This window comes from Arthrobacter sp. DualSoilB13 (assembly GCF_055389195.1).
This window is the reverse complement of the sequence record NZ_AP035865.1, coordinates 1,686,157-1,708,421: the sequence shown is the minus strand read 5'-3', so window position 1 is coordinate 1,708,421 and position 22,265 is coordinate 1,686,157. Positions and strand designations below refer to the sequence as shown.

General features: G+C 62.5%; 19 protein-coding genes. 10 read left to right on the top strand and 9 right to left on the bottom strand.

The genetic code is table 11. The annotated features are described in order from the left end of the window. Positions 1–88: 88 nt before the first annotated feature. The 3 genes from sucB to ACZ5J0_RS07905 all read left to right on the top strand — a co-directional run bounded on the left by sucB (position 89) and on the right by ACZ5J0_RS07905 (position 2,973). The gene (sucB, locus tag ACZ5J0_RS07915) at positions 89–1,843 is read left to right on the top strand and encodes a 2-oxoglutarate dehydrogenase, E2 component, dihydrolipoamide succinyltransferase (protein WP_464094533.1); all 1,755 of its coding nucleotides are present in this window, start codon (positions 89–91) and stop codon (positions 1,841–1,843) included. A gap of 147 nt (positions 1,844–1,990) precedes the next feature. Next, entirely contained in the window at positions 1,991–2,344 is a 354-nt protein-coding gene (locus tag ACZ5J0_RS07910) for a hypothetical protein (protein WP_142939497.1), read from the top strand. A 200-nt stretch (positions 2,345–2,544) separates the two neighbouring features. Next, positions 2,545–2,973: an OsmC family protein gene (locus ACZ5J0_RS07905; RefSeq protein WP_142939498.1), complete on the top strand. Its 429-nt coding sequence runs from the start codon at positions 2,545–2,547 to the stop codon at positions 2,971–2,973. A gap of 87 nt (positions 2,974–3,060) precedes the next feature. Here ACZ5J0_RS07905 and ACZ5J0_RS07900 read toward each other — a convergent pair whose 3' ends face one another. Further along, the gene (locus ACZ5J0_RS07900; RefSeq protein ID WP_464094532.1) at positions 3,061–6,591 is read right to left on the bottom strand and encodes a S41 family peptidase; all 3,531 of its coding nucleotides are present in this window, start codon (positions 6,589–6,591) and stop codon (positions 3,061–3,063) included. An 85-nt stretch (positions 6,592–6,676) separates the two neighbouring features. Here ACZ5J0_RS07900 and ACZ5J0_RS07895 point away from each other — a divergent pair, with 85 nt between their 5' ends. After that, complete coding sequence (locus tag ACZ5J0_RS07895) at positions 6,677–7,576, top strand: TIGR01777 family oxidoreductase (protein WP_223942300.1); 900 nt, start codon at positions 6,677–6,679, stop codon at positions 7,574–7,576. 43 nt (positions 7,577–7,619) lie between these two features. Here the strand turns inward: ACZ5J0_RS07895 and ACZ5J0_RS07890 are convergent, their stop codons facing one another. Further along, a complete protein-coding gene (locus ACZ5J0_RS07890) occupies positions 7,620–9,248 on the bottom strand; it encodes a serine/threonine-protein kinase (protein WP_464094531.1) in 1,629 nt (542 codons plus the stop codon). Between the two features lie 149 nt (positions 9,249–9,397). On the opposite strand from ACZ5J0_RS07890, the gene lipB reads away from it, so the two are divergent. The 3 genes from lipB (at position 9,398) to ACZ5J0_RS07875 (ending at position 11,945) form a co-directional block, all read left to right on the top strand. Then, the gene (lipB, locus tag ACZ5J0_RS07885; RefSeq protein ID WP_142939502.1) at positions 9,398–10,066 is read left to right on the top strand and encodes a lipoyl(octanoyl) transferase LipB; all 669 of its coding nucleotides are present in this window, start codon (positions 9,398–9,400) and stop codon (positions 10,064–10,066) included. Further along, a complete protein-coding gene (gene lipA / locus ACZ5J0_RS07880) occupies positions 10,063–11,082 on the top strand; it encodes a lipoyl synthase (protein WP_250820924.1) in 1,020 nt (339 codons plus the stop codon). The genes lipB and lipA overlap by 4 nt, the downstream gene beginning before the upstream one ends. A gap of 101 nt (positions 11,083–11,183) precedes the next feature. After that, entirely contained in the window at positions 11,184–11,945 is a 762-nt protein-coding gene (locus tag ACZ5J0_RS07875) for a DUF4191 domain-containing protein (RefSeq protein ID WP_464094530.1), read from the top strand. 96 nt (positions 11,946–12,041) lie between these two features. Here the strand turns inward: ACZ5J0_RS07875 and ACZ5J0_RS07870 are convergent, their stop codons facing one another. After that, on the bottom strand, positions 12,042–12,479 hold the full coding sequence (locus ACZ5J0_RS07870; protein ID WP_142939505.1) for an RDD family protein: 438 nt from the start codon (positions 12,477–12,479) through the stop codon (positions 12,042–12,044). A 311-nt stretch (positions 12,480–12,790) separates the two neighbouring features. Between ACZ5J0_RS07870 and glnA (ACZ5J0_RS07865) the strand changes: the two genes are divergently transcribed. Next, positions 12,791–14,215, top strand: a complete 1,425-nt coding sequence (gene glnA / locus ACZ5J0_RS07865) for a type I glutamate--ammonia ligase (protein WP_142939506.1) — start codon at positions 12,791–12,793, stop codon at positions 14,213–14,215. Positions 14,216–14,295: 80 nt separating this feature from the next. On the opposite strand, the gene ACZ5J0_RS07860 is transcribed toward glnA (ACZ5J0_RS07865), so the two are convergent. The 5 genes from ACZ5J0_RS07860 to glnA (ACZ5J0_RS07840) form a co-directional block, all read right to left on the bottom strand. Further along, the gene (locus tag ACZ5J0_RS07860; protein WP_142939507.1) at positions 14,296–14,646 is read right to left on the bottom strand and encodes a hypothetical protein; all 351 of its coding nucleotides are present in this window, start codon (positions 14,644–14,646) and stop codon (positions 14,296–14,298) included. Positions 14,647–14,749: 103 nt separating this feature from the next. Next, complete coding sequence (locus ACZ5J0_RS07855; RefSeq protein WP_026542533.1) at positions 14,750–14,965, bottom strand: hypothetical protein; 216 nt, start codon at positions 14,963–14,965, stop codon at positions 14,750–14,752. Between the two features lie 78 nt (positions 14,966–15,043). Next, on the bottom strand, positions 15,044–15,556 hold the full coding sequence (locus ACZ5J0_RS07850; protein WP_374206992.1) for a GNAT family N-acetyltransferase: 513 nt from the start codon (positions 15,554–15,556) through the stop codon (positions 15,044–15,046). A gap of 76 nt (positions 15,557–15,632) precedes the next feature. Further along, a complete protein-coding gene (locus ACZ5J0_RS07845; protein WP_250820921.1) occupies positions 15,633–18,644 on the bottom strand; it encodes a bifunctional [glutamine synthetase] adenylyltransferase/[glutamine synthetase]-adenylyl-L-tyrosine phosphorylase in 3,012 nt (1,003 codons plus the stop codon). 9 nt (positions 18,645–18,653) lie between these two features. Then, complete coding sequence (gene glnA / locus ACZ5J0_RS07840) at positions 18,654–19,994, bottom strand: type I glutamate--ammonia ligase (RefSeq protein WP_142939511.1); 1,341 nt, start codon at positions 19,992–19,994, stop codon at positions 18,654–18,656. Between the two features lie 190 nt (positions 19,995–20,184). Here glnA (ACZ5J0_RS07840) and panB point away from each other — a divergent pair, with 190 nt between their 5' ends. Further along, positions 20,185–21,090, top strand: a complete 906-nt coding sequence (gene panB / locus ACZ5J0_RS07835; RefSeq protein ID WP_142939512.1) for a 3-methyl-2-oxobutanoate hydroxymethyltransferase — start codon at positions 20,185–20,187, stop codon at positions 21,088–21,090. Between the two features lie 3 nt (positions 21,091–21,093). Here panB and ACZ5J0_RS07830 read toward each other — a convergent pair whose 3' ends face one another. After that, a complete protein-coding gene (locus ACZ5J0_RS07830; protein ID WP_142939513.1) occupies positions 21,094–21,258 on the bottom strand; it encodes an SPOR domain-containing protein in 165 nt (54 codons plus the stop codon). 108 nt (positions 21,259–21,366) lie between these two features. Here ACZ5J0_RS07830 and map point away from each other — a divergent pair, with 108 nt between their 5' ends. Further along, the gene (gene map, locus ACZ5J0_RS07825) at positions 21,367–22,245 is read left to right on the top strand and encodes a type I methionyl aminopeptidase (protein WP_142939514.1); all 879 of its coding nucleotides are present in this window, start codon (positions 21,367–21,369) and stop codon (positions 22,243–22,245) included. Positions 22,246–22,265 lie beyond the last annotated feature (20 nt).

The following is a 22,265-nucleotide window of genomic DNA, read 5'->3' as shown; positions in this document are numbered from 1 at the left end:
GGTGCATGCAGCGCAATATGCCGCATGCACCTGACCCGGACCAGCAGAATTCATCCGCACAAAGATCAATAAGGAGAACGGGGACGACATGTCTGAATCCGTTAACTTGCCCGCCCTCGGTGAGAGTGTCACCGAAGGAACCGTCACCCGCTGGCTCAAGCAGGTTGGTGACCGGGTGGAGATCGACGAGCCGTTGCTCGAGGTTTCAACCGACAAAGTAGACACCGAAATCCCTTCTCCGATCTCTGGCGTCATCGAAGAAATCCTCGTCGCTGAAGACGAGACGGCCGAAGTAGGCGCCCCCTTGGTCCGCATCGGCGACGGCTCCGGTTCGGCCGCTCCTGCAGCCGAGGCTGCACCGGCTGAGGAAGCCCCGGCTGAGCAGGCTGCACCGGCAGAAGAAGCTCCCGCCGCTCCTGCCGCTGAAGAGGCCCCGGCCGCTGAAGCCCCCGCGGCTTCCGGCGAAGGCCACGAAGTCACCCTCCCCGCATTGGGCGAGAGTGTCACCGAAGGTACCGTCACCCGTTGGCTGAAGGCCGTAGGCGACACCGTTGAGGTGGACGAGCCCCTCCTCGAGGTTTCCACCGACAAGGTAGACACCGAGATCCCGTCCCCCGTTGCCGGCACCCTGCAGGAAATCCGCGTCAGCGAGGATGAGACAGCAGAGGTTGGCTCCGTCCTTGCCGTCATCGGCTCCGGCGCTGCCCCCGCTTCGGCTCCCGCACCGTCTGCCGCGCCCGCCGCTGAGGCCCCGGCTGCACCCGCAGCCGCCCCGGCACCCGCAGCACCCGCTGCCGCCCCGGCACCCGCAGCACCTGCCGCTGCTCCGGCGGCACCCGCAGCCGCCCCGGCACCGGCAGCCCCTGCCGCTGCATCTGCTCAGGCTGCTCCGGCAGAAGGTTCTTCGGAATCCGGTTACGTCACTCCGCTGGTTCGCAAGCTTGCCAACCAGCACGGTGTAGACATCGCATCGGTCTCCGGCACCGGCGTCGGTGGCCGCATCCGCAAGCAGGACGTCCTGGCTGCCGCCGAAGCGAAGCAAGCAGCCGCAGCTCCCGCTGCAGCTGCCCCCGCTGCAGCTCCGGCTGCGAAGGCCGCTGCCCCCGTGGTTGCCTCCTCCCTGCGAGGCACCACTGAGAAGGCCCCGCGTATCCGCCAGGTTATTGCCCGCCGCATGCGCGAGTCCCTTGAGGTCTCCACTCAGCTGACCCAGGTGCACGAGGTCGACATGACCAAGATCGCCAAGCTCCGGCTCAAGGCCAAGAACTCCTTCCAGGCCCAGAATGGCGTCAAGCTGACGTTCCTGCCCTTCATCGCCAAGGCAGTGGCCGAGGCCCTGAAGCAGCACCCGAAGCTGAACGCTGCTTACGATGAGTCCAAGCAGGAAATCACCTACCACAACGCCGAGCACCTGGCGATCGCCGTGGACACAGACAAGGGCCTTTTGGTTCCCGTCATTTCCGACGCCGGTAACCTCAACCTTGCCGGCCTGGCCAGCAAGATCGCCGACGTCGCAGGCCGTACCCGCGACGGCAAGATCGGCCCGGACGAGCTCTCCGGTGGCACGTTCAGCATCACCAACATCGGTTCCGTTGGTGCACTGTTTGATACCCCCATCATCAACCAGCCACAGGTAGGCATCCTCGGAACCGGCGCGATCGTCAAGCGCGCCGTCGTGGTTGCCGACGAAAACGGCGACGACTCCATCGCCATCCGCTCCATGATGTACCTGTCCCTCACGTACGACCACCGCCTGGTGGACGGTGCGGATGCCGGACGCTTCCTGCAGACCCTCAAGGCCCGCCTTGAAGACGGTGCTTTCGAAGCAGACCTCGGCCTCTAAGACCGTGCTGAACTAAGCAGCGTTTGTAAGAATCAGAAGGGCGGGTTCCCGGGACAACCGGTAACCTGCCCTTCTGCTTTCGATGCACCTGACGGCGTCCGCGTGGCTTTGCTACGGGACGTAGAACCAACTGGATAAGCTGGGGCCATGAGTATTCTCTTCAGCATTCTGGTGTTCTTGCACATCGTCGGCGCGGCCATGATCGTGGGCTACTGGATCGCCACTCTCAAGACCCCCACCGTCCACCCGCGCCAGCGTGACGGCGCCTTCCTTCAGCTGCTCACGGGCATCGCCATGATGGGTGTGATTCCCCTGCTGCCGGACGCCGACCCCAGCTACTTCAAGCTTGGCATCAAGTTTGCCATCGGCGTTGCCGTCGCCGTCCTCGCCGTCATAGGAGCCCGCAAGGTCAAGAACGGCGAGCCTGTGTCCACCGGACTGGCACATGGCGTAGGCGGTTTGGCCTTGATCAACATCGCCATCGCCACCCTCTGGAACTAGGCCCGGGCTACACAAAACTTCCGGGGCCCCTGTGCCGGCCGGACTGTGTCAGTTGTTAGGTATCCATGACGCCAGTCCGGGGGTCACAATCCACCGTCAGCAGAATGCCCGTGCGGTCCGGCGGGCAAATCCATAGGATTGATCCCGGTGGCACCTGCCAAAGGCTGGTTGCCGACTCACAACGATCCCAAGGAGTGGACATGGCAGCAACACGCACCGCACACACGGTTTGGAACGGAACCCTGATCGAGGGCGCCGGCAACACAACTCTGGATAGCTCGGGTCTGGGCACGTTCGATGTCACTTGGAAGGCGCGCACCGAGCAGTCCGGCGGCAAGACGAGTCCCGAAGAGCTGATTGCCGCTGCCCACTCCGCATGCTTCTCCATGGCCTTCAGCCACGCTTTGGCCGGCGAAGGTTTCACCGCAGAGGAAGTGAACACCAAGGCTGACGTCACGTTTGTTCCCGGCACCGGCATCACGGGAAGCCACTTGACCATGACCGCAAAGGTTCCCGGCCTCTCCGAGGAAGACTTCCGTCGCATCTCCGAAGACGCGAAGACCGGCTGCCCCGTTTCCGGCGCTCTGGCCAGCATCGAGATCACCTTGGATGCCACCCTCACGGCGTAGCACCGAACAGCATCGCGCGAAAACCAGGAAGAGCCCCGTCGCTCCCCCTCAGGGAAGCGGCGGGGCTCTTCTGCGCCTGGTTGCCTATCAGCCCTTCCGGGGACGTGACGGCAGCGGTGCCGGCCGGAGCTTTCGGTAGCCCTCACGCAACGGAGGACGGTCGGTGGGCAGTTCCTGGATCATTTCCTTAAGTGCACCGATTCCGTATTCCAACTGGGGATCCGTCCCGGCCGCATACGCATGCGGCGGGAACAGTACCTCAATGTCCGGCTCCACACCACGGTTTTCGACGTCCCAACCGATCCCGCCACTGAACCACGTGGCGTATCTTGGCTGGGTAACACCGGTTCCATCGGCGAGTGAGAAGCGGTTGTCGATGCCCACCACGCCACCCCACGTCCGCGTACCAATGACGGGGCCTATGCCCCGCAGCTTGGATACTTGGGTGATGATGTCACCGTCGGATCCGGCAAATTCATCGGCGAGGATGATCACGGGTCCGCGCGGCGCATGGTGCGGGTAGGTCCGAGGCTTTTCACCGCGCGGCATACTCCACCCCGTGACCTTGCGCCCGATCAGTTCGGCTACCAGCTGGGAAGTGTGTCCTCCGCGGTTACGCCGCACATCCACAATGAGGCCGTCCAAGGCCGTCTCCGTGTCGAGATCGCGGTGGAGCTGCGCCCAGCCGTTGGCCATCATGTCCGGGACATGCAGGTAGCCGAATGTTCCGTCCGAGGCCTCACGGACTGTACGCCGGTTGGCCCTGACCCAATCCTGGTATCGCAGCCGCTCCTCATCACGGACGGGAACCACTGCAACGCGTCGCTGGGCACCGGCAGCTCCTCCATGGCCATCACCATTGAGGAGCGTCAGCTCAACAGTCCTACCCGCCGAACCCACCAACTGCATCGCCGGGGTTAGGGCCGCCGAAAGCTCGACGCCGTCAATCGCCAGAAGGACGTCGCCCACCTTGGCATCCACCCCGGGACGAGTCAGGGGGGAGGTGGCCAGCGGGTCGGAGGACTCTCCGGCGAGGATCCTGGTGATTTCCCACCCCTTGGCACCGAGTTGGAACTCTGCTCCAAGCCTGCCCTGGCCGTTTCGCCCGGGCTCAGTGACAGCCGTCGGTTTGACGTAGGCATGTGATGTGCCCAGCTCACCATGAATCTCCCACAGAAGGTCCACCAGGTCATCGTGGGATCCGAGCCTGTCCACGATCGGACGGTAGCGCTTGTACACGGAGTCCCAATCCTGGCCCGCCATGTCGGCGGTCCAGAAGAAGTCCCTTTGCAGCCGCCAGGCCTCGTCGAACGCCTGTCCCCACGCCGCCACCGGGTCTATGATGGCCCGAACCCTGTTGAGCTCCACCTTGACAAGATCGGCAGAGTCCTCTTCCACCTTGTTCTCAGCAGGAACGGACGTAACCTGCTTGTCCAGCACGTAAACGATCCGGCTCAGGTCACCCGACAGCCGGTAGCTGTCCACTGCCTTGACGAGCGTGACCGGCTTGCGCTTGGCGAGGTCGTAACGGACCAGGGACGGCGCCGACTTTTTGTCTTGGAGGGTTCCCCGCCCATCGCCCATGACTCCCGAAAGTTCGGTGTCGAGCCACAACAGGGCACCCTCGCCAACACCCAGCTCGGAGTAGTTCCCTTGAGGTACCGGCACAGCAATCACTCTGTGGGCGAGCCCGTCCGGGTCCACGCGCACGGCGGCAGCTTCGCCGTCGTCGGTCTTGTCCTTATCGGACGGGACCGCGGTAGCCGAGGCATCCTCAAGCGTGTCTACGGAAGGGCCAAAGGGCGACGGCGTATCCGCGGCCAAAGCCACCATATACGGCTTGATGGGACTCGGGAAGGAGAGGTCGAAGGAGTGACCGTCGTACACGGGGTCGAAGCTCCTGTTGGACAGGAATGCCAGGAACTTTCCGTCCGGGGTGAACCTGGGAGACTCGTCGCGGAAGCGCCCGTCCGTGACATCGATGATGCCTGCACCAGGCTCTGCCGGCCGGGCAATCCGGAGCTTGCTCCGCGAACCGAAGGACGTCACCGGCTCGGACCAGGCAAGCCACTGGGAGTCGCTGGACCACGAGAATTGATCAATGCTGCCTTCACCAACGCTGACAAGCCGCACCAATGTTCCTGCAGCGGTATCGGCAATAAAGACGTCGCCGAAGGACGTGCCGACAGCTATCCAGCGTCCATCCGGGCTGGCTTCCAGCGCGCTCGTCCGCGTAGGGGCAGGGAATTCAACCCGAAGATCCGCAGAGTCTTCCGATGCCACGGGAGCCTCGTTGGCCGCGGTACCGCCCGCGGTGTCCGGGGATGGTACAACGTTGCTTGCCTCAGCCGTTCCGGAGTGTGTTTGCTCGGCCGATGCCTGTGCGGGCTGCTTCACCGCCTGGGCGTTTGCGTGCCCCAACACATTGGATGCGGCAACGGGCTTTGGCAGAGGTGCTGACTCTTCTGCAGCAGGGGCGGCTTGTTCGGTAGTGGGTGCGGGAACCTCCACCACAGCAGCCAGGCGGGCGGCGATGCGCTTGATGTACAACGCTTCCACTCCCCCGTGGTCTGCGACGTACGCTATCCGTCCATCCGTAAGAGGCCGGGGAAGCCGGGCGCGGACTCCCGGGGTTGCCTCAACTACCCGCGAGGGTCCGTCCTTGTGACGAAGCCAGTGGATGGTGCCGTGCGATTCCACGGCGCTGGCAGTTCCGGTGAAGTTGGGGAAGACGTCCCCCAAGTGGGCGGAAGTCTTCAGCGGCGCGGGGCGGCGACCCGGTGATGCCGAGCCAAGGGTGACGTCCACTTTGACGGGCTCTGCTTCTGCAGCCAACGACGGCAACATCCAAAGCTCGCCTGCCGATTCAAAGACCACCCTGGTGCCATCCGTGCTGGCGTGCCGAACGTAGAAGTCCTCATGGTCCGTGTGGCGGCGCAGGTCGGAACCATCCGGAAGCACCGAGTAGAGGTTTCCATATCCCTCGTGGTCCGAAAGAAACGCAATCCGCCCTTGAATCCACAGGGGGTCGGTGAGGTTCCCGTCGAGCTCCTTCACCAACCGCTCAAACTCGCCGTTACCGTCAGCGTCGATCCAGAGCTTCCCGGCTGTGCCACCACGGTAGCGCTTCCACCAAGCGGGCTCGCGTGAAAGCACGCTTGCCAGGACAACAGGCTTCTCGTCACCAATTTCGGGTCCGAAGGCAACAGCCTCCACCGGGCCGAAAGGAAGCTCGACGGCGGCGCCGCCGTCCAGCGGGAGGCTGTAAGCGTGCGTGTGGCGGCTTTCGGCCTGTTGGAAGGCGCTCGTCACCACCACATTCCCTGCCGGTGTGAATCCCTTAACCTTCGTAGTGCTGTGCCCGAAGTACGACAACTGCCTGTACCCGCCGCCGTCGACGTTTGCGGTGACCACCTCCGGTGACGTACCCACAACAGTGGTCCACACCAGCTTCTTGCCGTCCGGAGTAAACCTGGGGTTCCTGGCTGGCAGTTGCTGGGAGGAAATCCGCCAGGCGCGGCCGCCTGAAAGGGGTGCGATCCAGATGTCGTCTTCGGCCACGAAGGTGACCAGATCGCCGTGCACATGCGGGAAACGGAGGTAGCTGGAGGAGGTCATTGTTCGATCATAGTCAAGAGGCATCACTGAACTGCGGCATCCACCGCCGTTTCCACCACAAGCGTTCGCCATGGTGAGATGGGTCATGAGAATCGTGATGTCCGGAGCTTCGGGAATGATCGGGTCGGCCCTGGCCGAGCAGTTGACCGCTGAAGGCAACGAGGTAGTACGGCTGGTGCGGCGCCCAGCCGAAACGGCACGTGAATGGGCGTGGGACCCGGACAAGGGCGAACTTGATGAGTCTGTCCTGGAGGGAGCCGATGCCGTAGTCAACCTATCGGGCGCCGGCATCGGAGACCGCCCGTGGACAAAACGCCGGATTCAGGTCCTCACCGAATCCCGCCTCCGACCAACACAGACACTGACCGCGGCAATGCGGCGGCTCAGCAACCCCCCTTCCACCTTTGTCAGCCAATCAGCGTCCGGCTATTACGGCGCCTCACGCGAAGGGGTGCTGCGGGAAGATTCAGGCCAGGGTACCGGCGTGCTGGGGCATCTTTCCTTTGAATGGGAGCGAATGGCAAGAACAGCACCATCCGGGGTGCGCGTGGTAACCCCCCGGACCGGCGTGGTGCTGAGTACCTCCGGTGGCGCGCTCGGGCCGCTGCTTCCCTTGCTGAAACTTGGGCTGGGAGGACCGTTCGGCAATGGCCGCCAGTACTGGCCATGGATCACATTGGCCGACGAAGCCCGCGCCCTCGCCTACCTCCTTACCGCAAACCTTGAGGGACCGGTGAACGTCTGCGCCCCGGAGAGTGCTGACGTCAACACGATCGTTGCTGAACTCGCCAAGGCCTTTCACAGGCCAGCTTTCCTGCGCGTTCCCCGACCAGCCCTGAAACTGGTTCTGGGAGGGCTGGCAGACGAACTCGTCATGGCCAACCAGCGAATGGAGCCGTCGCGGCTGCAGGAAGCCGGCTTCCATTGGTTGCATCCGACCCTCCCCGATGCCATGGAATGGCTGAAGCAGCAAGAGGCCCGCTGACACGGGCCCCTGGCATGTTCGGGCGATCATCCAGTGGTTGGCATCACTTAGCGGGCGCGGCGCTCAGGATTCCCGAAATCTGCCAGCGCCCGCCTGTTCGAACCATGTCCAGCCGGAGTTGCTGCGGCGCCCCTGGGCCCTCGGTCCTGACAATCTCTCCCGAGACCAGGCGTTCCTCATATCCTGAGGTCATGGCCGTTACCGCCACCAGCACACGATCTCCCTGCGGGGGTCCGTCCAGGGTCAGGGCTGTCAGCGTTGTGTGGAGACCGGCAAACGCCGTCCCGGCGCCCCGAAGATAATCTTCCAACTGCTGATCGGCGGCCTCAGCCTGCGAACCTGGCGCGTTCACGGCCTCCAAAAGGTCCAGGCGCCGGTCTCCCAAGGCAATGTCGCGCAGTGCCGACAACGCCGGCACGGCGATCAAGGGGTCCTGGGATTGAAGCCCTTCCGAGAGCGCCTGCGGAAGATCCTGGCGGTTCCGAGGATCTGCGGCATGGCTGGGATCGGCAACGCCGGTTTCGGCCGCTGCTTGGTGGACGATCGCCGTCGTCGGTCCAAACTGCTGCCAGGTGATCCATGAAGCGACAGCAATTAACGCCACCATCGCCGTCACGAGCAGCGGCCGGCCGCCACCTTCACGGCCGGGGCGGCTCAGTGGGTTGCGCGCGCGGTGTGGCACAGGAAGCGCCACGCCGTGCACGAACGGCAGCCATCTCCACAACGCCTGCCACCAGCGGGTGGCCCGGCGGGGCGAACGCCCCATGGCCTCGCGTCTGGTCAGCAATTCAGGAATGACGGAGGCATGCACGGCGCCGGAGAGATCGAGCGACTCGGGAGCAGCACTTCTGAAGATTGCCGTGCCAAGTTCCCTGGCCGAGGGGCGATTTTGTGGGTTAGGGTCCAGGGCGGCCTCCAAAGCCGCCGCCATTGCCTTGGGCACCTCGGGCACCAGAAGGGACAACGGCGGACGATCCTGTTCCGGGCCAGGCGTTGTCCCCGTCAGGCAGTACCAGCCCACCGCTCCCAGCGAATAGACGTCGCGTTGGGGCTGGAGATTGTTCCGGGAAAGACCGCCGTTCGCGGACCCTGGGGCCGGTGGTTCCATGAAGCCGGGCGTTCCGACACTTGGCCCCTGTGGAGTGTCGCCCACCATGGCGGCAACGCCAAGATCAGCCAGCAGCGGCATCCCTTCCGCAGTCAACAGGACGTTGCCCGGTGACACATCTCCATGTTCGGTGCCGTTGACGTGCAAGTATTCCAATGCCTGGGCAAGGGGCGTCAGGATCGTCACGGCTTCTCCGATCCTGAGCTTTCCCCTTGCTGATATCAGGTTGCCCAGCGAGCCTCCCGCTGCGTAGTCCATGACGATCCCCAGCGTCCCCTCGCCAACCGCACCCACGTGGAGGACCTCGTGGACACCGATGAGGTGCTTGTGCTTGAGGCCGGAGAGGAGCCTCATCTCGCGGACCAGGTCCCGGGAAACCTTGGCCAATGCCTTTGAACCACCACCGGAGGCATCAGGCGTGGCGCACTTGACCGCAAACCGCGCACCGTCCTTATCCCTCGTGACCAGCCAAACGGTGGCGCTGCTGCCGCGGCCCAGCGGGCGGGATATCGAATAGCCAGGAACGTGGGGAGCCACGGCCCCGGGAGCGTCAAGAGTTTCCATAGACAAGGTGTACCGGACCTCAGGAATTTCCGCAGAAGTTATCCACAGGCACTGACATTGCCAGCTGCACGTTCCCACTACCCTGGATGCGACTGAGAGCTTCACCACAAAACCATGGCTCGTCTCCTGCGGGGTCTAAGCTTGAACCCATGACTCTTGAGTTTTCACAACTGGGTCTTGCCCCTGATTTCGTTGATTACATGCAGGGCTGGGACCTGCAACGCGAAGTCCACAACAAAGTTGTTGCGGGCGAGAAGAACAGCACCGTCTTGATCCTTGAGCACGCCGCCGTCTACACGGCCGGCAAACTCACCGAGGACCACGAACGCCCCTTTGACGGCACTCCCGTAGTTCCCGTGGATCGCGGCGGGAAACTGACGTGGCACGGCCCGGGGCAGCTCATTGCATATCCCATCCTCAAGCTAAAGAACCGTGCCGGTATCCGCGATTACGTGGAACGGCTCGAGGCCATCATGATTGCCGTGATGCACGACTACGGCATTAACGCCGTCACGGTGAAGGGCCGGGCCGGCGTCTGGATCCTTGCCGACGACAAAGGACCTGACCGCAAGATCGCCGCGATCGGCATTCGGGTCCTGGACGGCGTCACCATGCACGGCGTGGCCATCAACTGCAGCAATGACCTGGCACCCTATGCGCAGATCATCGCTTGTGGTATCACCGACGCCAGCGTCACCACCATGTCGCTGGAAACCGGCCGGACCATCAACCCTGCCGACATCGTTGACCGCTTTGTTGAAGAATTCAACAAGCATGAAGAAGCACTCGTTTCCACACCCGAAGGAGCACTCCAGTGACCTTGGCACCTGAAGGCCGTAAGTTGCTGCGCGTTGAGCAGCGTAACTCGGCGGTCCCGGTTGAACGTAAGCCTGAGTGGATCAAGGCCAAGGTCCAGATGGGTCCGGAGTTTGTCCAGCTCAAGAACCTGGTGAAGAAGGAAGGCCTGCACACGGTGTGTGAAGAGGCCGGGTGCCCGAACATTTTTGAGTGCTGGGAAGACAAGGAAGCGACGTTCCTGATCGGCGGGTCCGAGTGCACCCGGCGCTGTGATTTCTGCCAGATCGATACCGGCAAGCCCTCCCCGGTGGACATGTTCGAACCCACCAAGGTGGCCCGCTCGGTGCAGGCGATGCAGTTGCGGTACGCCACGGTGACCGGGGTGGCCCGTGATGACCTGGCCGATGAAGGTGTGTGGTTGTACGCCGAAACGGTCCGGAAGATCCATGAACTGAACCCGGGTACGGGGGTGGAGTTGCTGATCCCTGATTTCTCCGGCAAGCCCGAGCACATCGCGGCGATCTGTGATTCCAGGCCCGAGGTGTTCGCGCATAATGTGGAGACGGTGCCGAGGATTTTCAAGCGCATCCGTCCGGCGTTCCGGTACGAGAGGTCCCTGGATGTGATCACGCAGGGCCGGGATTTGGGCATGGTGACCAAGTCCAACCTGATCCTGGGCATGGGCGAGACCCGCGAGGAAATCTCCGAAGCCCTGAGGGACTTGCACGCGGCCGGCTGTGACCTGATCACGATCACCCAGTACCTGCGCCCGTCCGAGCGTCACTTGCCGGTGGACCGGTGGGTCAAGCCGCAGGAGTTCGTGGACCTCCAGCACGAGGCCGAAGAGATCGGGTTCCTGGGCGTCATGTCCGGTCCGTTGGTGCGGTCCTCGTACCGGGCCGGGCGCCTCTGGGCAACCGCGATGCGGAAGAAGGGCCGGGACATCCCCGACGAGCTCGCCCACATCGCCGAGGGCATCCAGGACTCCGGCACCACCCGCCAGGAAGCCTCCACCATCCTCGCCGCCCACAGCTAGACACCAAAAAACGCGGCCAAGAACCACACAACAGTGAAGGACCGGATGCCACCATCTTGGCGTCCGGTCCTTTTGCGTCCATCACGTAGAATTAAGGCACTATGGCGAACTCCTCTGATTCCAGCAATTCGACCCCCTCGGCCGACGCACCCAAGCGTGGGCTGTTCCAGCGCAAGCCTAAGGAAGCCAAGGCCAAGAAGCCGAGCCAGCTGAAGCAGATCGCTGAAGTCTTCAAAATGACCCGGCGAAATGACCCGCAGGTTGTATGGGTCATGCTGCTGGCATTCCTTGCAGTGGTTGCCGTGGCCCTTCTCATCGGCTTCCTGCTGGAGAACTGGGTTACCGGCCTGATCATTGGTATCCCACTGGGCCTGCTTGCGGCCGTCTTCATACTGTCCCGCAGGGCCGAGAAGGCTGCTTTCGCGCAAATTGAGAACCAGCCAGGCGCTTCCGGCGCGGCACTGGGGACTCTCCGCCGCGGATGGGTAACCCAGGACCAGCCTGTTGCTGTCAACCCCCGCACTCAAGACGCTGTGTTCATGGCAATTGGCCGCCCCGGCGTCGTCCTGGTCAGCGAAGGCCCCGCCCACCGCGTCAAGCCGTTGGTGGACGCCGAGCGTAAGCGCCTCGCGCGCATCCTGCCCAACGTGACCATCCACGTGTTGGAATCCGGTCGCGGAGAAGGCCAGGTACCACTGAACAAATTGGCCAAGACCATGGGCAAACTGAAGAACGAACTCACCAAGGTGGAAGTCAACGCGGTTTCAAAGCGCATCAACTCCCTTGGAAACCGGCTGCCGATCCCTAAGGGCATTGACCCTTACAAGGCCCGTCCGGACCGCAAGGCCGCCCGCGGACGCTGATCCACTCAACGAAGAACCGCCCCCGTCTCTACTACGAGACGGGGGCGGTTCTTCGTTGGGTTGCTTTATCGCAGGCCCGGCTGAAGTCAGGTGCGCTTACATCCTGATGAGGATCGTGTTCATCGCCTTGTCGTGCAGCCCGCGATGATCGGGGTCGAACACCACTGCGGGGATGACAAGACACAGAAGGAGGGTGCGCACCACGGCGGCCAAAGGTCCAGCAGGTCCGCCGCCCAGGCGGACCACGTGGATCCCGGCGATTCTGTGACCGATGCTGTACCCCAGCGTTCCGATCAGGAGGATCTGCTCCGCAGCGAAGATGGCCAAGGTTGCCCACGCATCACCGCCGAAGGCAAAGTTGCTGATCACCAGTGCGATCGCCCAGTCCACCACGATTCCCAGGATGCGGCGTCCTGCCCGCGCCATGGAGCCGGGGCCGGACTCTGGCAAGCCAAGCCGTTCACCGGGATATTTGGAGATTCCGGAAGTGTCCGGACCGCTCAACCATGAGCCAATGTCTTTTCGATCTACCACACTCCAAGCCTAACGGCTGGCATGACTGGCGACCGACCCGAGGGAGCCCTGATCGGTATGCAATGCCCGGGGTGTTCGCCTGCCGGACCCGGATGGACCGGACACAGGACAGCCGACTACCGTTTACACAACAGATGATTCTGTAACCTGCCGGAAACAATACTGACACCCCCGGGAAATCCCATCTCCCTATGGTGGTATGAGTTGCCAGCCACCATGGCACGGGGAACTTTTTGTGTCTCCGGACCCTTGGAATGGGCTGCACCACGCGGCCTTCCGGGCCTGTTACTTGATATGCATAAGGAGCATAGATGTTCAAGACTGCGGACGAAGTCCTCAAGTTCATCAAAGACGAAGACGTCAAATTCGTCGATATCCGCTTCACCGACCTCCCTGGTGTCCAGCAGCACTTCAACGTGCCGGCCAAGAGCGTCGACCTCGATTTCTTCGTCCACGGCCAGCTCTTCGACGGATCTTCCATCCGCGGCTTCCAGGGCATCGCCGAGTCCGACATGCAGCTCATCCCGGATGTGACCTCGGCTTTCATCGACACCTTCCGCATCGAGAAGACGCTCGCGCTGAACTTCTCCATCGTCAACCCCCGCACGGGTGACCCGTACCACCGCGACCCCCGCGGCGTGGCTGAGAAGGCTGAAGCCTACCTGGCCTCCACCGGCATCGCCGACACCGCGTTCTTCGCTCCTGAGGCCGAGTTCTTCGTCTTCGACAACATCCAGTACCAGTCCTCCCCGCAGGGCAGCTTCTACAAGATCGACTCCGAAGAAGCACACTGGAACACCGGACGTAAGGAAGAGGGCGGAAACCTCGGTTACAAGACCCCCGTCAAGGGCGGCTACTTCCCGGTCTCCCCCACTGACAAGCAGGCCGACCTTCGCGACGCCATGTGCATCGAGCTGGACAAGGCCGGCCTTGAGGTTGAGCGCTCCCACCACGAAGTTGGATCCGCCGGTCAGGCTGAGATCAACTACAAGTTCACCACGCTGACCGCAGCTGCTGATGACTTGCAGAAGTTCAAGTACATCATCAAGAACACTGCCGATGCCTGGGGTAAGTCGGTCACCTTCATGCCGAAGCCTGTCTTCGGTGACAACGGCTCGGGCATGCACTGTCACCAGTCGCTGTGGAGCAACGGCGATCCGCTGTTCTACGACGAAAAGGGTTACGCAGGCCTCTCGGACACGGCTCGCTGGTACATCGGAGGCCTGCTGAAGCACTCTTCCGCTGTCCTGGCTTTCACCAACCCGACGGTCAACTCCTACCGCCGCCTGGTCAAGGGCTTCGAAGCTCCCGTGAACATGGTTTACTCGCAGGGCAACCGCTCCGCCGGTATCCGTATCCCCATCACGGGCACCAACCCGAAGGCCAAGCGCATCGAGTTCCGCGCTCCGGATCCCTCCTCCAACCCGTACCTGGCGTTCGCTGCCCAGCTGATGGCCGGCATTGACGGCATCCGTAACCGCATTGAACCCCCGGCTCCCATCGACAAGGACCTCTACGAGCTCCCGGCCGAAGAAGCCAAGGACATCCCCAAGGCTCCGGGCACCCTGGAAGAAGCCCTTGAGGCCCTGCGCGAGGACAACGAGTTCCTCCAGGCCGGCGGCGTCTTCACCCAGGACCTGATCGATACTTGGATCGACTACAAGTACGAGAATGAGATCCGCCCGCTGTCACTGCGCCCGAACCCCTACGAGTTCGAGCTCTACTACGGCGTCTAGCATTTACGTGCACTCGCTGTAACCAGCAAAAAGGCCAGCGTCAGTCCGGAAGGACTGGCGCTGGCCTTTGCTTTAACGGCCTATTCAGACTTGCCCTGATCCCGCTCCTTGATGTTCCTGGTGATCTCGTCAAGCTTGTCCTTGACGAACGAGGCTGCCTCTGAAAGGCCCTTCTCGGCGCTACCTAACGGGTCCAACTGAAGGTACACGTTCTTATCGATGGGAAGATCGTATTCGTCCTTCAGATGGGTACCGCCGGCAACTCCGTCGAGGGACAGGTACACAAGTGCTTCGGTCCTGGCGATGCCCGCAATCGTGCCGAAGACGACGGTGAAGTCATTGGGCTGAAAGCTCACAGAATGGCCCACGTGACGCCGGTCCAGCTCTCCGGCAGGAATGGCCTTCTCGGACGGATTTCCGTTGTATTCCATGTACTTCCCCTATGCTTTGAGATCAGATACATAAGAAGTCTATAAGGACACTTAGCTTTTGGGGCCAGCGCACGTCATCGGGCTCCACCGGAAAACCGGCCGACTACTGCTTTCCGTACTTCTTGTGCACGGCCTGCTTACTGACGCCCAGGCAAAGTGCGATCGCTTCCCAGGACAAGCCCGATTGCCGGGCGGCCCGCACCAGCGAAGCCTCCCTGCGACCCACTTCCTTTTGCAACTCCGCAACAGCGTAAAGAGCCTCAGCCGGGCCCATCCCATCCATTGATCCCACCAGGGTTTTCATTCGGTCCACCTCCATGCCGTCAACCATAATTGACGAAATGGCGATCGTCAACCTTAGTTGACTTCGATATAGAAGGAGGGTGCTGAACCCTGATCACGCGAAGGCTTTGTACATGGTCCGCTGCGGTCCGGCACCGCCGCCCAGATAACGACCCGAGTCCACGAAACCGGCCTTCGCATAAGCGGCCAGCCCTGCGCGGTTGCGCTCGTTGACGGAAAGCACGACGCCGGCCTGTCCGCCACCCAGCCTCGAGGTCAGTTTGCGCGCCTCCTCCGCAGCGGCCCGCGCAGCCGAAGTACCGAGTCCGCGCCCCTGGCTTTTTGTGTCGATGAGGAATCCCCGCAGCAACCACACCGACTCGTCATCGGGCCAGCCTGCGAGCGTGGCAGCTCCGGTCTGGAGTGTCAGCACACCAACAGCGGCTCCCCCGGCCTCAATGACGTACGGGAAACGGGATTCTTCTTCCAAGGAGATCAGCATCATGCGCAGTGGATCTCCAACGAACTCCCGCTGGCCCGGTTCCACCGCCAACTCCGCGACCGCGCCAAGCTGAATGGCGCGGGCGTCGTCGTCGAGCATTTTGAGGGGAATCAACCAAACGTCCATACGCTCGTGAGGATCAGCGTGTATCAAAAAATCGTCCTCTGGTTCGCCTTCAAGCATTAACTGGATTTCTCATCCTTCAGTTGCCGTAGAACTCTTTTTCGAAGACACCCCGGGCCCGGCGACTAAGCCGCAGATAATCCTCCTCGAAGTGACCCGCGTTCCCTGGTTCATAGCCACACCAGCGCGCCACTGCCTCCAGGTCCTTCCGTGATGACGGCAGGAGATCCGAGGCCCGGCCCGTCACAATGACGTTGGCGGAGCGGATGCGGCTGGCGAGTCGCCACGCCTCCCGCAGGAGCGCGGCATCCTCCTCAGCAATGAACTCCAACTGTTCCGCAGCAGCCAATGCGTCCAGGGTTGACGATGTTCGCAGCTCCGGGTGCTCTCCGGCGTGCTGGAGCTGAATCAGCTGAACCAGCCATTCAACATCGCTCAAGCCGCCACGGCCAAGCTTGACGTGCCGTGCGGGATCAGCGCCACGGGGCAAACGCTCGGACTCCACCCTGGCCTTGACACGGCGGATCTCACGGACGTCCTGCTCCGCAAGGTGCTCGGGGTACCGTATGGGATCAATGAGGCGTAAGAAGTCAGTGGCAAGCTCGTCCGAGCCTGCCATCGGGCGGGCCCGCAGGAGGGCTTGCGCCTCCCAGATAAGGGACCACCGCCGGTAGTACTCCGCATACGACTCCAAGGACCGCACCATAGCGCCGTTCTTGCCCTCCGGACGGAGATCTGCGTCCACCATGAGCACCCGTTCGGCCATGATCGCGGGCTTCAGCGGCTGGGTGAGGAAGCTGGATACCTTGGCAACTATGGTGGCCGCTTGCTCCTGAGCCTCGGCATCGGAGAATCCGGCACGGGCACGGTGAACGTAGATGACGTCAGCGTCCGAGCCGTAGCCAATCTCCCGGCCACCCTGCCGCCCCATCGCCACCACCAGGACGTCAGTTTTCAGCGGACCCGTCGCCGCGACGACGGACTCCGCTACATGCAATGCACCAAGAACCGCAGCCCGATCAGTTTCGGACAAGGCCAAGCCCACGGCATCCTGATCGAGCAATCCGGCGCTATCGGCGATCGCGGTACGCAGGATCTCGCGACGTCGGATCAGCCGGATCAGCCTCATAGCGCTCTCGGGATCCGCATGGCGGGAGAGCTTGGAACGGATTTCCTGCCACTGGGCTTCAAAAGGTATTGGTGCCAGTTCTTTGTCGCTGCCCAGCCAGGCAACGGACTCCGGAGATACTTCCAACAGGTCCGAAATTAGCCGGGAATTGGCCAGCACCTGGCAAAGCCGCTCGGCGGCCGCTTGGGAATCGCGGAGCAGCCCCAAGTACCAATGGGTTGTGCCGAGGGCTTCACTGACCCTGCGGAAAGCGAGCAGTCCGGCGTCGGGGTCTACACCTTCGGCAAGCCATCCCAAAAGGATCGGCAAGAGCTGCCTCTGCAGCGCAGCGCGTCGGCTGACACCCGCGGTAAGTGCTTCAATATGCCGCATGGCACCCTGGGGGTCCGCATAGCCAAGTGCGGCAAGACGGCCTTGGGCAGCCTCCGGGCTGAGCTTCGCGTCTTCGCTGCTCAGCTTTGCCGCTGTGTTGAGCAACGGCCTGTAAAAAATTCGTTCATGGAGTTCGCGGACGGCCTTCTTGGTCTTTTGCCACGTGGCCATCAGCTGGTCCGGATGCGGCCGCTCCAGGGCGAACGGACCCAGGACGGCCTTGGCCAGGAATCGCTGGGCGTCCTCGGACACAGGCATGAGGTGGGTCCGACGCAGCTGGAAGAGCTGGATTCTATGCTCCAGCAGGCGCAGGTAGCGGTATGCGTTGTCAAAAGCCGCGGCGTCAGCGCGGCCTATGTAACCCCCGGCAGACAGAGCGGCTATGGCAGAAGTGGTGTCCCTGCGACGAAGGGACTCGTCAGACTTCCCGTGCACCAACTGCAGCAGCTGAACCGTGAATTCAACGTCCCGGAGGCCGCCGCGCCCCAGCTTGATCTGACGCTGCTCCTCGGCTGCCGGGATATAGTCGGTCACCCTTCGGCGCATTGCCTGGACCGACTCCACAAAACCTTCCCGGCCCGCGGATGCCCAGACAAGGGGCTCTACGGCCTTCTCATAGCGCTGCCCCAGCTCTCTATCACCGGCAATGGTCCTTGCCTTGAGCAGTGCTTGGAACTCCCAGCTTTCGGCCCACCGTGCGTAGTAGCTCAAGTGCGAGGGCAGAGTCCGCACCAACGGGCCGGATTTCCCTTCCGGACGAAGATTGGCATCGACTTCCCACAGCCCCGGTTCCGGCGCTGAGGAAGAGATGGCCCTGGAAATGCCGGAGGCAAGGGCAGTACCGATGGTGGACGCGCGGGCGTCGTCCAACTCCGCTGATTCAATGACGTAGATGACATCGACGTCGGATATGTAGTTCAGCTCCCGGGCGCCGCATTTGCCCATGCCAATGACAGCAAGCCCGACGTCAGCGATCTCGGCCGCGGTGAACTGTGCCGCAGCTTCGGCCCGGGACACCGCGAGGGCAGCTTCGATGGCCGCCCCGGCAAGATCGGCCAGCTCCGCCCCGACCGATGGCATGAAGTCTGTTGGCGATGCAGCGCAGATGTCCTTGATGGCCAGCTCAGTCAGACCACGGCGGTACGCACTCCGTAGGGCCGCGTAGGCTGGCAGCCCGGTCATTCCGGCCACCGGGCGCTGTGCGCCGGGCTCGGCTTTCACGGAACGCAGCAGCCCTGCCCGGAGCTCTTCATGGGAGGCCTGCACCGGTTCCGGACTGACCCGGACATTGAACACATCCAAATGCTCCGGCCGCCGCATGAGAAACTCCCCCAGAGCCTCCGAGGCACCCAGGAGCCGATACATGGGCTCGCTGGTGTCCTGGTCAGCCGCGGCAAGCTTCCTGAGCTCCGGATTCTTCTCGATGAGCCGGACCAGTGATTGGAGTGCAGTATCCGGGCTTGCTGACAGAGAGAGCCCGGCGAACAGGGCATCCTCATCTATTCCCTCAAGTTCCGGGGCAGCGAGAAACCGTTCGCCTTTTTCCAGGTCACTGAATCCGGCTGAAATGAGCCGACGCGCTAGGCTCATTGGCCCGGCCTAGAGGATGCCGAGGTTGCGCTGCAACTCGTACGGCGTGACTTGGAGGCGGTAGTCCTGCCATTCTGCACGCTTGTTGCGCAGGAAGTGTTCGAACACCTGCTCCCCCAGGATCTCGGCCACCAACTCGGATTCCTCCATGGCCCGGATGGCGTCATGGAGGCTGGCCGGCAACGGCGCATGTCCCATGGCCCTGCGTTCCGCGGTGGTCAAGGACCACACATCGTCTTCGGCTGCCGCTGGAAGTTCGTAGCCTTCCTCGATGCCTTTCAAACCGGCACCCAGCAGCACGGCGTAGGCCAAGTAGGGGTTGGTTGCGCTATCGATCCCCCGGTACTCGATGCGTGCCGACTGGCCCTTGCCCGGCTTGTACAGCGGAACGCGCACCAATGCCGAGCGATTGTTGTGGCCCCAGCTCAGGTAGCTCGGGGCTTCGCCGCCGCCCCAGAGGCGCTTGTAGGAATTGACGAACTGATTGGTGACAGCCGTGAATTCAGGAGCGTGCTTGAGGATTCCGGCGATGAACTGGCGTGCGGTCTTTGAGAGCTGGAACTCGGCACCGGCTTCGAAGAACGCGTTGGTGTCGCCCTCGAAGAGCGAGAAGTGGGTGTGCATGCCTGAACCGGGGTGGTCCGTGAACGGCTTGGGCATGAAGGTGGCGTACGTACCCTGCTGAAGGGCCACTTCCTTGATGACCGTCCGGAACGTCATGATGTTATCCGCGGTCTGAAGCGCGTCCGCATAGCGGAGGTCGATCTCGTTCTGGCCCGGCCCGGCCTCGTGGTGGCTGAACTCCACCGAGATGCCGACGGATTCGAGCATGGTGACTGCGGTGCGGCGGAAGTCCTGTGCTACGCCACCCGGCACGTGGTCAAAGTAGCCGCCCTCGTCCACGGGAACTGGAGCGCTGTCCGGGCCCAGGTCCTTTGACTTCAACAAGTAGAACTCAATCTCGGGGTGGGTGTAGCAGGTAAAGCCCATGTCAGCGGCCTTCGCAAGGGTCCTCTTCAGGACGTTGCGGGGGTCCGCGGCGGACGGCTCGCCATCGGGGGTAAGGACGTCACAGAACATGCGCGACGTCTGTTCCGTCTCTCCACGCCACGGCAGGATCTGGAAGGTGGACGGGTCCGGCTGGGCGAGCATGTCGGACTCGAACACGCGGGCCAGGCCTTCAATGGCGGAACCGTCAAAACCCAGGCCTTCTTCAAAGGCGCCCTCAACCTCAGCCGGCGCAAGCGCCACCGATTTGAGCGAACCCACGACGTCGGTGAACCACAAGCGTACGAAGCGCACGTCACGCTCTTCGATTGTCCGCAGAACGAACTCTTGCTGGCGGTCCATAGGGCCTCTTTTCCGATTCAGTGTCCATGCCGCTGGTTTCAAGGAGTAGAAGCCACGGCAGCTCAGCCTTCACTCTACTAACAGTTCCGTGCTAATGCCGCAGCAGTAGCTGCGCGTAACACAGCGTTTACAAAAGGTGACGCCGGGCACACTGGTGGCAGCCGCCGTCGGCACCGCTTAGGCTCTATCCATGGCCCCGAGCAACCTTCCTGAGTCCACCACGCCCGCCGAAGTTCCCGCACCTTACGGCACGGGGCCTGCAGCGGCCGCCGACGTGCCGTCGGCGGCGGGCAGGAAGCCCATCGGCAGGGTCCGGATCCACCACCTTCAGCAAGCCAAGGACAACGGCGAGCACTTCGCCATGCTGACGGCATATGAGCAGTACACCGCCGAGATTTTTGACCAGGCCGGGATTGAAGTCCTCCTGGTGGGCGACTCCGCTTCGAACAACGTGTTCGGCAATGAGACGAGCCTTCCCGTCACTGTGGAGGAGCTCCTGCCCTTGACGCGGGCTGTAGCCAGGGCGGCCAAGCGGGCGCTGGTGGTGGCTGACCTGCCCTTCGGCAGCTACGAAGTGTCCCCAGCCCAGGCGGTTGCCACCGGCGTCCGGTTCCTCAAGGAAGGACTGGCACACGCCGTCAAAATTGAAGGAACCGCTTACTACGCCGAAACCGTCAAGGCCATGGTCCAGGCAGGAATTCCCGTCATGGCCCACATCGGCTTCACTCCCCAAAGTGAACATTCCCTAGGGGGATACCGCGTCCAGGGCCGTGGCGATGACGCCCAGCGGCTCGTGGACGACGCCATCGCCCTGCAGGACGCTGGCGCCTTCAGTGTCCTGATGGAAATGGTGCCTGCCGAGACTGCAGCCGTTGTGGATGCAGCCCTGCGGGTGCCCACCGTCGGTATCGGCGCCGGCAAGAGCACCACCGGGCAGGTCCTTGTGTGGCAGGACATGGCAGGTTTGCGGGGTGGCAAGATGGCAAAGTTCGTCAAGCAATACGCAGATCTTCGCACCACATTGAGCGATGCCGCGGTCGCCTACGCGGAGGATGTCCGATCCGGACAGTTCCCCGGACCGGAGCACTCCTTCTAACCGCTAATCGTCATCCTGGGCGTCCCAGGCGTCATTGCGGGCTTTAACCTTCTCCAAGGCGTGCTCAGCTTCTTCCCTGGTTTTGTAGGGGCCAATCAGCTGGGACCAATCAGACATAGCGTCTTCTTCGATCTCGTGCGTCTTGACGTTGTACCAGTACTCCGTCACGTCTCCTCCTCGATCCAGGGGCTATTGGACGCGTAACGTTGGCGGGGTCACAGGAACCCGGCCACGCTTTGTTACTTACGTCTCTTGTGTGCCTTATATGATCAATCTATGCCTTCTCTTGCCTCGACTGCACCCATCGGCGCCCTCACCCCGGGAACCATCAGCCCTGAACGACCCGTGCCGGCGTCGATTCCCAGGCCGGAGTATGTAGGCAAGAAGGCGCCAGCCAAGTTCACCGGATCCGAGGTGAAGTCCCCGGAGACCATAGAGAAGATCCGGATTGCGGGGAAGATTGCCGCGCAAGCAATCGTCGAGGTGGGCAAGCACATCCAGCCCGGCGTCACCACGGACCAGCTGGACCAAATAGGGCACGAGTTCCTTCTGGATCACCATGCCTACCCCTCCACGCTCGGTTACCGCGGGTTCCCCAAATCTCTGTGTTCCTCCCTCAACGAGGTCATTTGCCACGGAATCCCCGACTCGACCGTGCTCCAGGATGGCGACATCCTGAATATTGACATCACAGCCTTCATCAACGGAGTGCATGGGGATACCAATTACACTTTCCTGGTTGGCGACGTGGACGAAGAATCCCGTTTGCTGGTTGAGCGTACGCAGGAGTCGCTCAACCGGGCCATCAAGGCCGTGGCCCCAGGCCGCGAAATCAACGTAATCGGCCGAGCTATCCAGTCCTACGCCAAACGCTTCGGCTACGGCGTAGTGCGGGATTTCACCGGCCACGGCGTGGGCGAGGCCTTTCACACAGGCCTCATCATTCCGCATTACGACGCAGCCCCGGCGTACAACACCGTGATCGAGGCGGGCATGGTTTTCACCATCGAACCCATGCTGACGCTCGGCACTATCGACTGGGAAATGTGGGCCGATGACTGGACGGTCGTCACCAAGGACCACAAACGCACAGCCCAGTTCGAACACACCCTGCTGGTCACCGAGACCGGCGCGGAAATCCTTACCCTTCCCTAAGCTCTCCGGAAGGTCCCGCA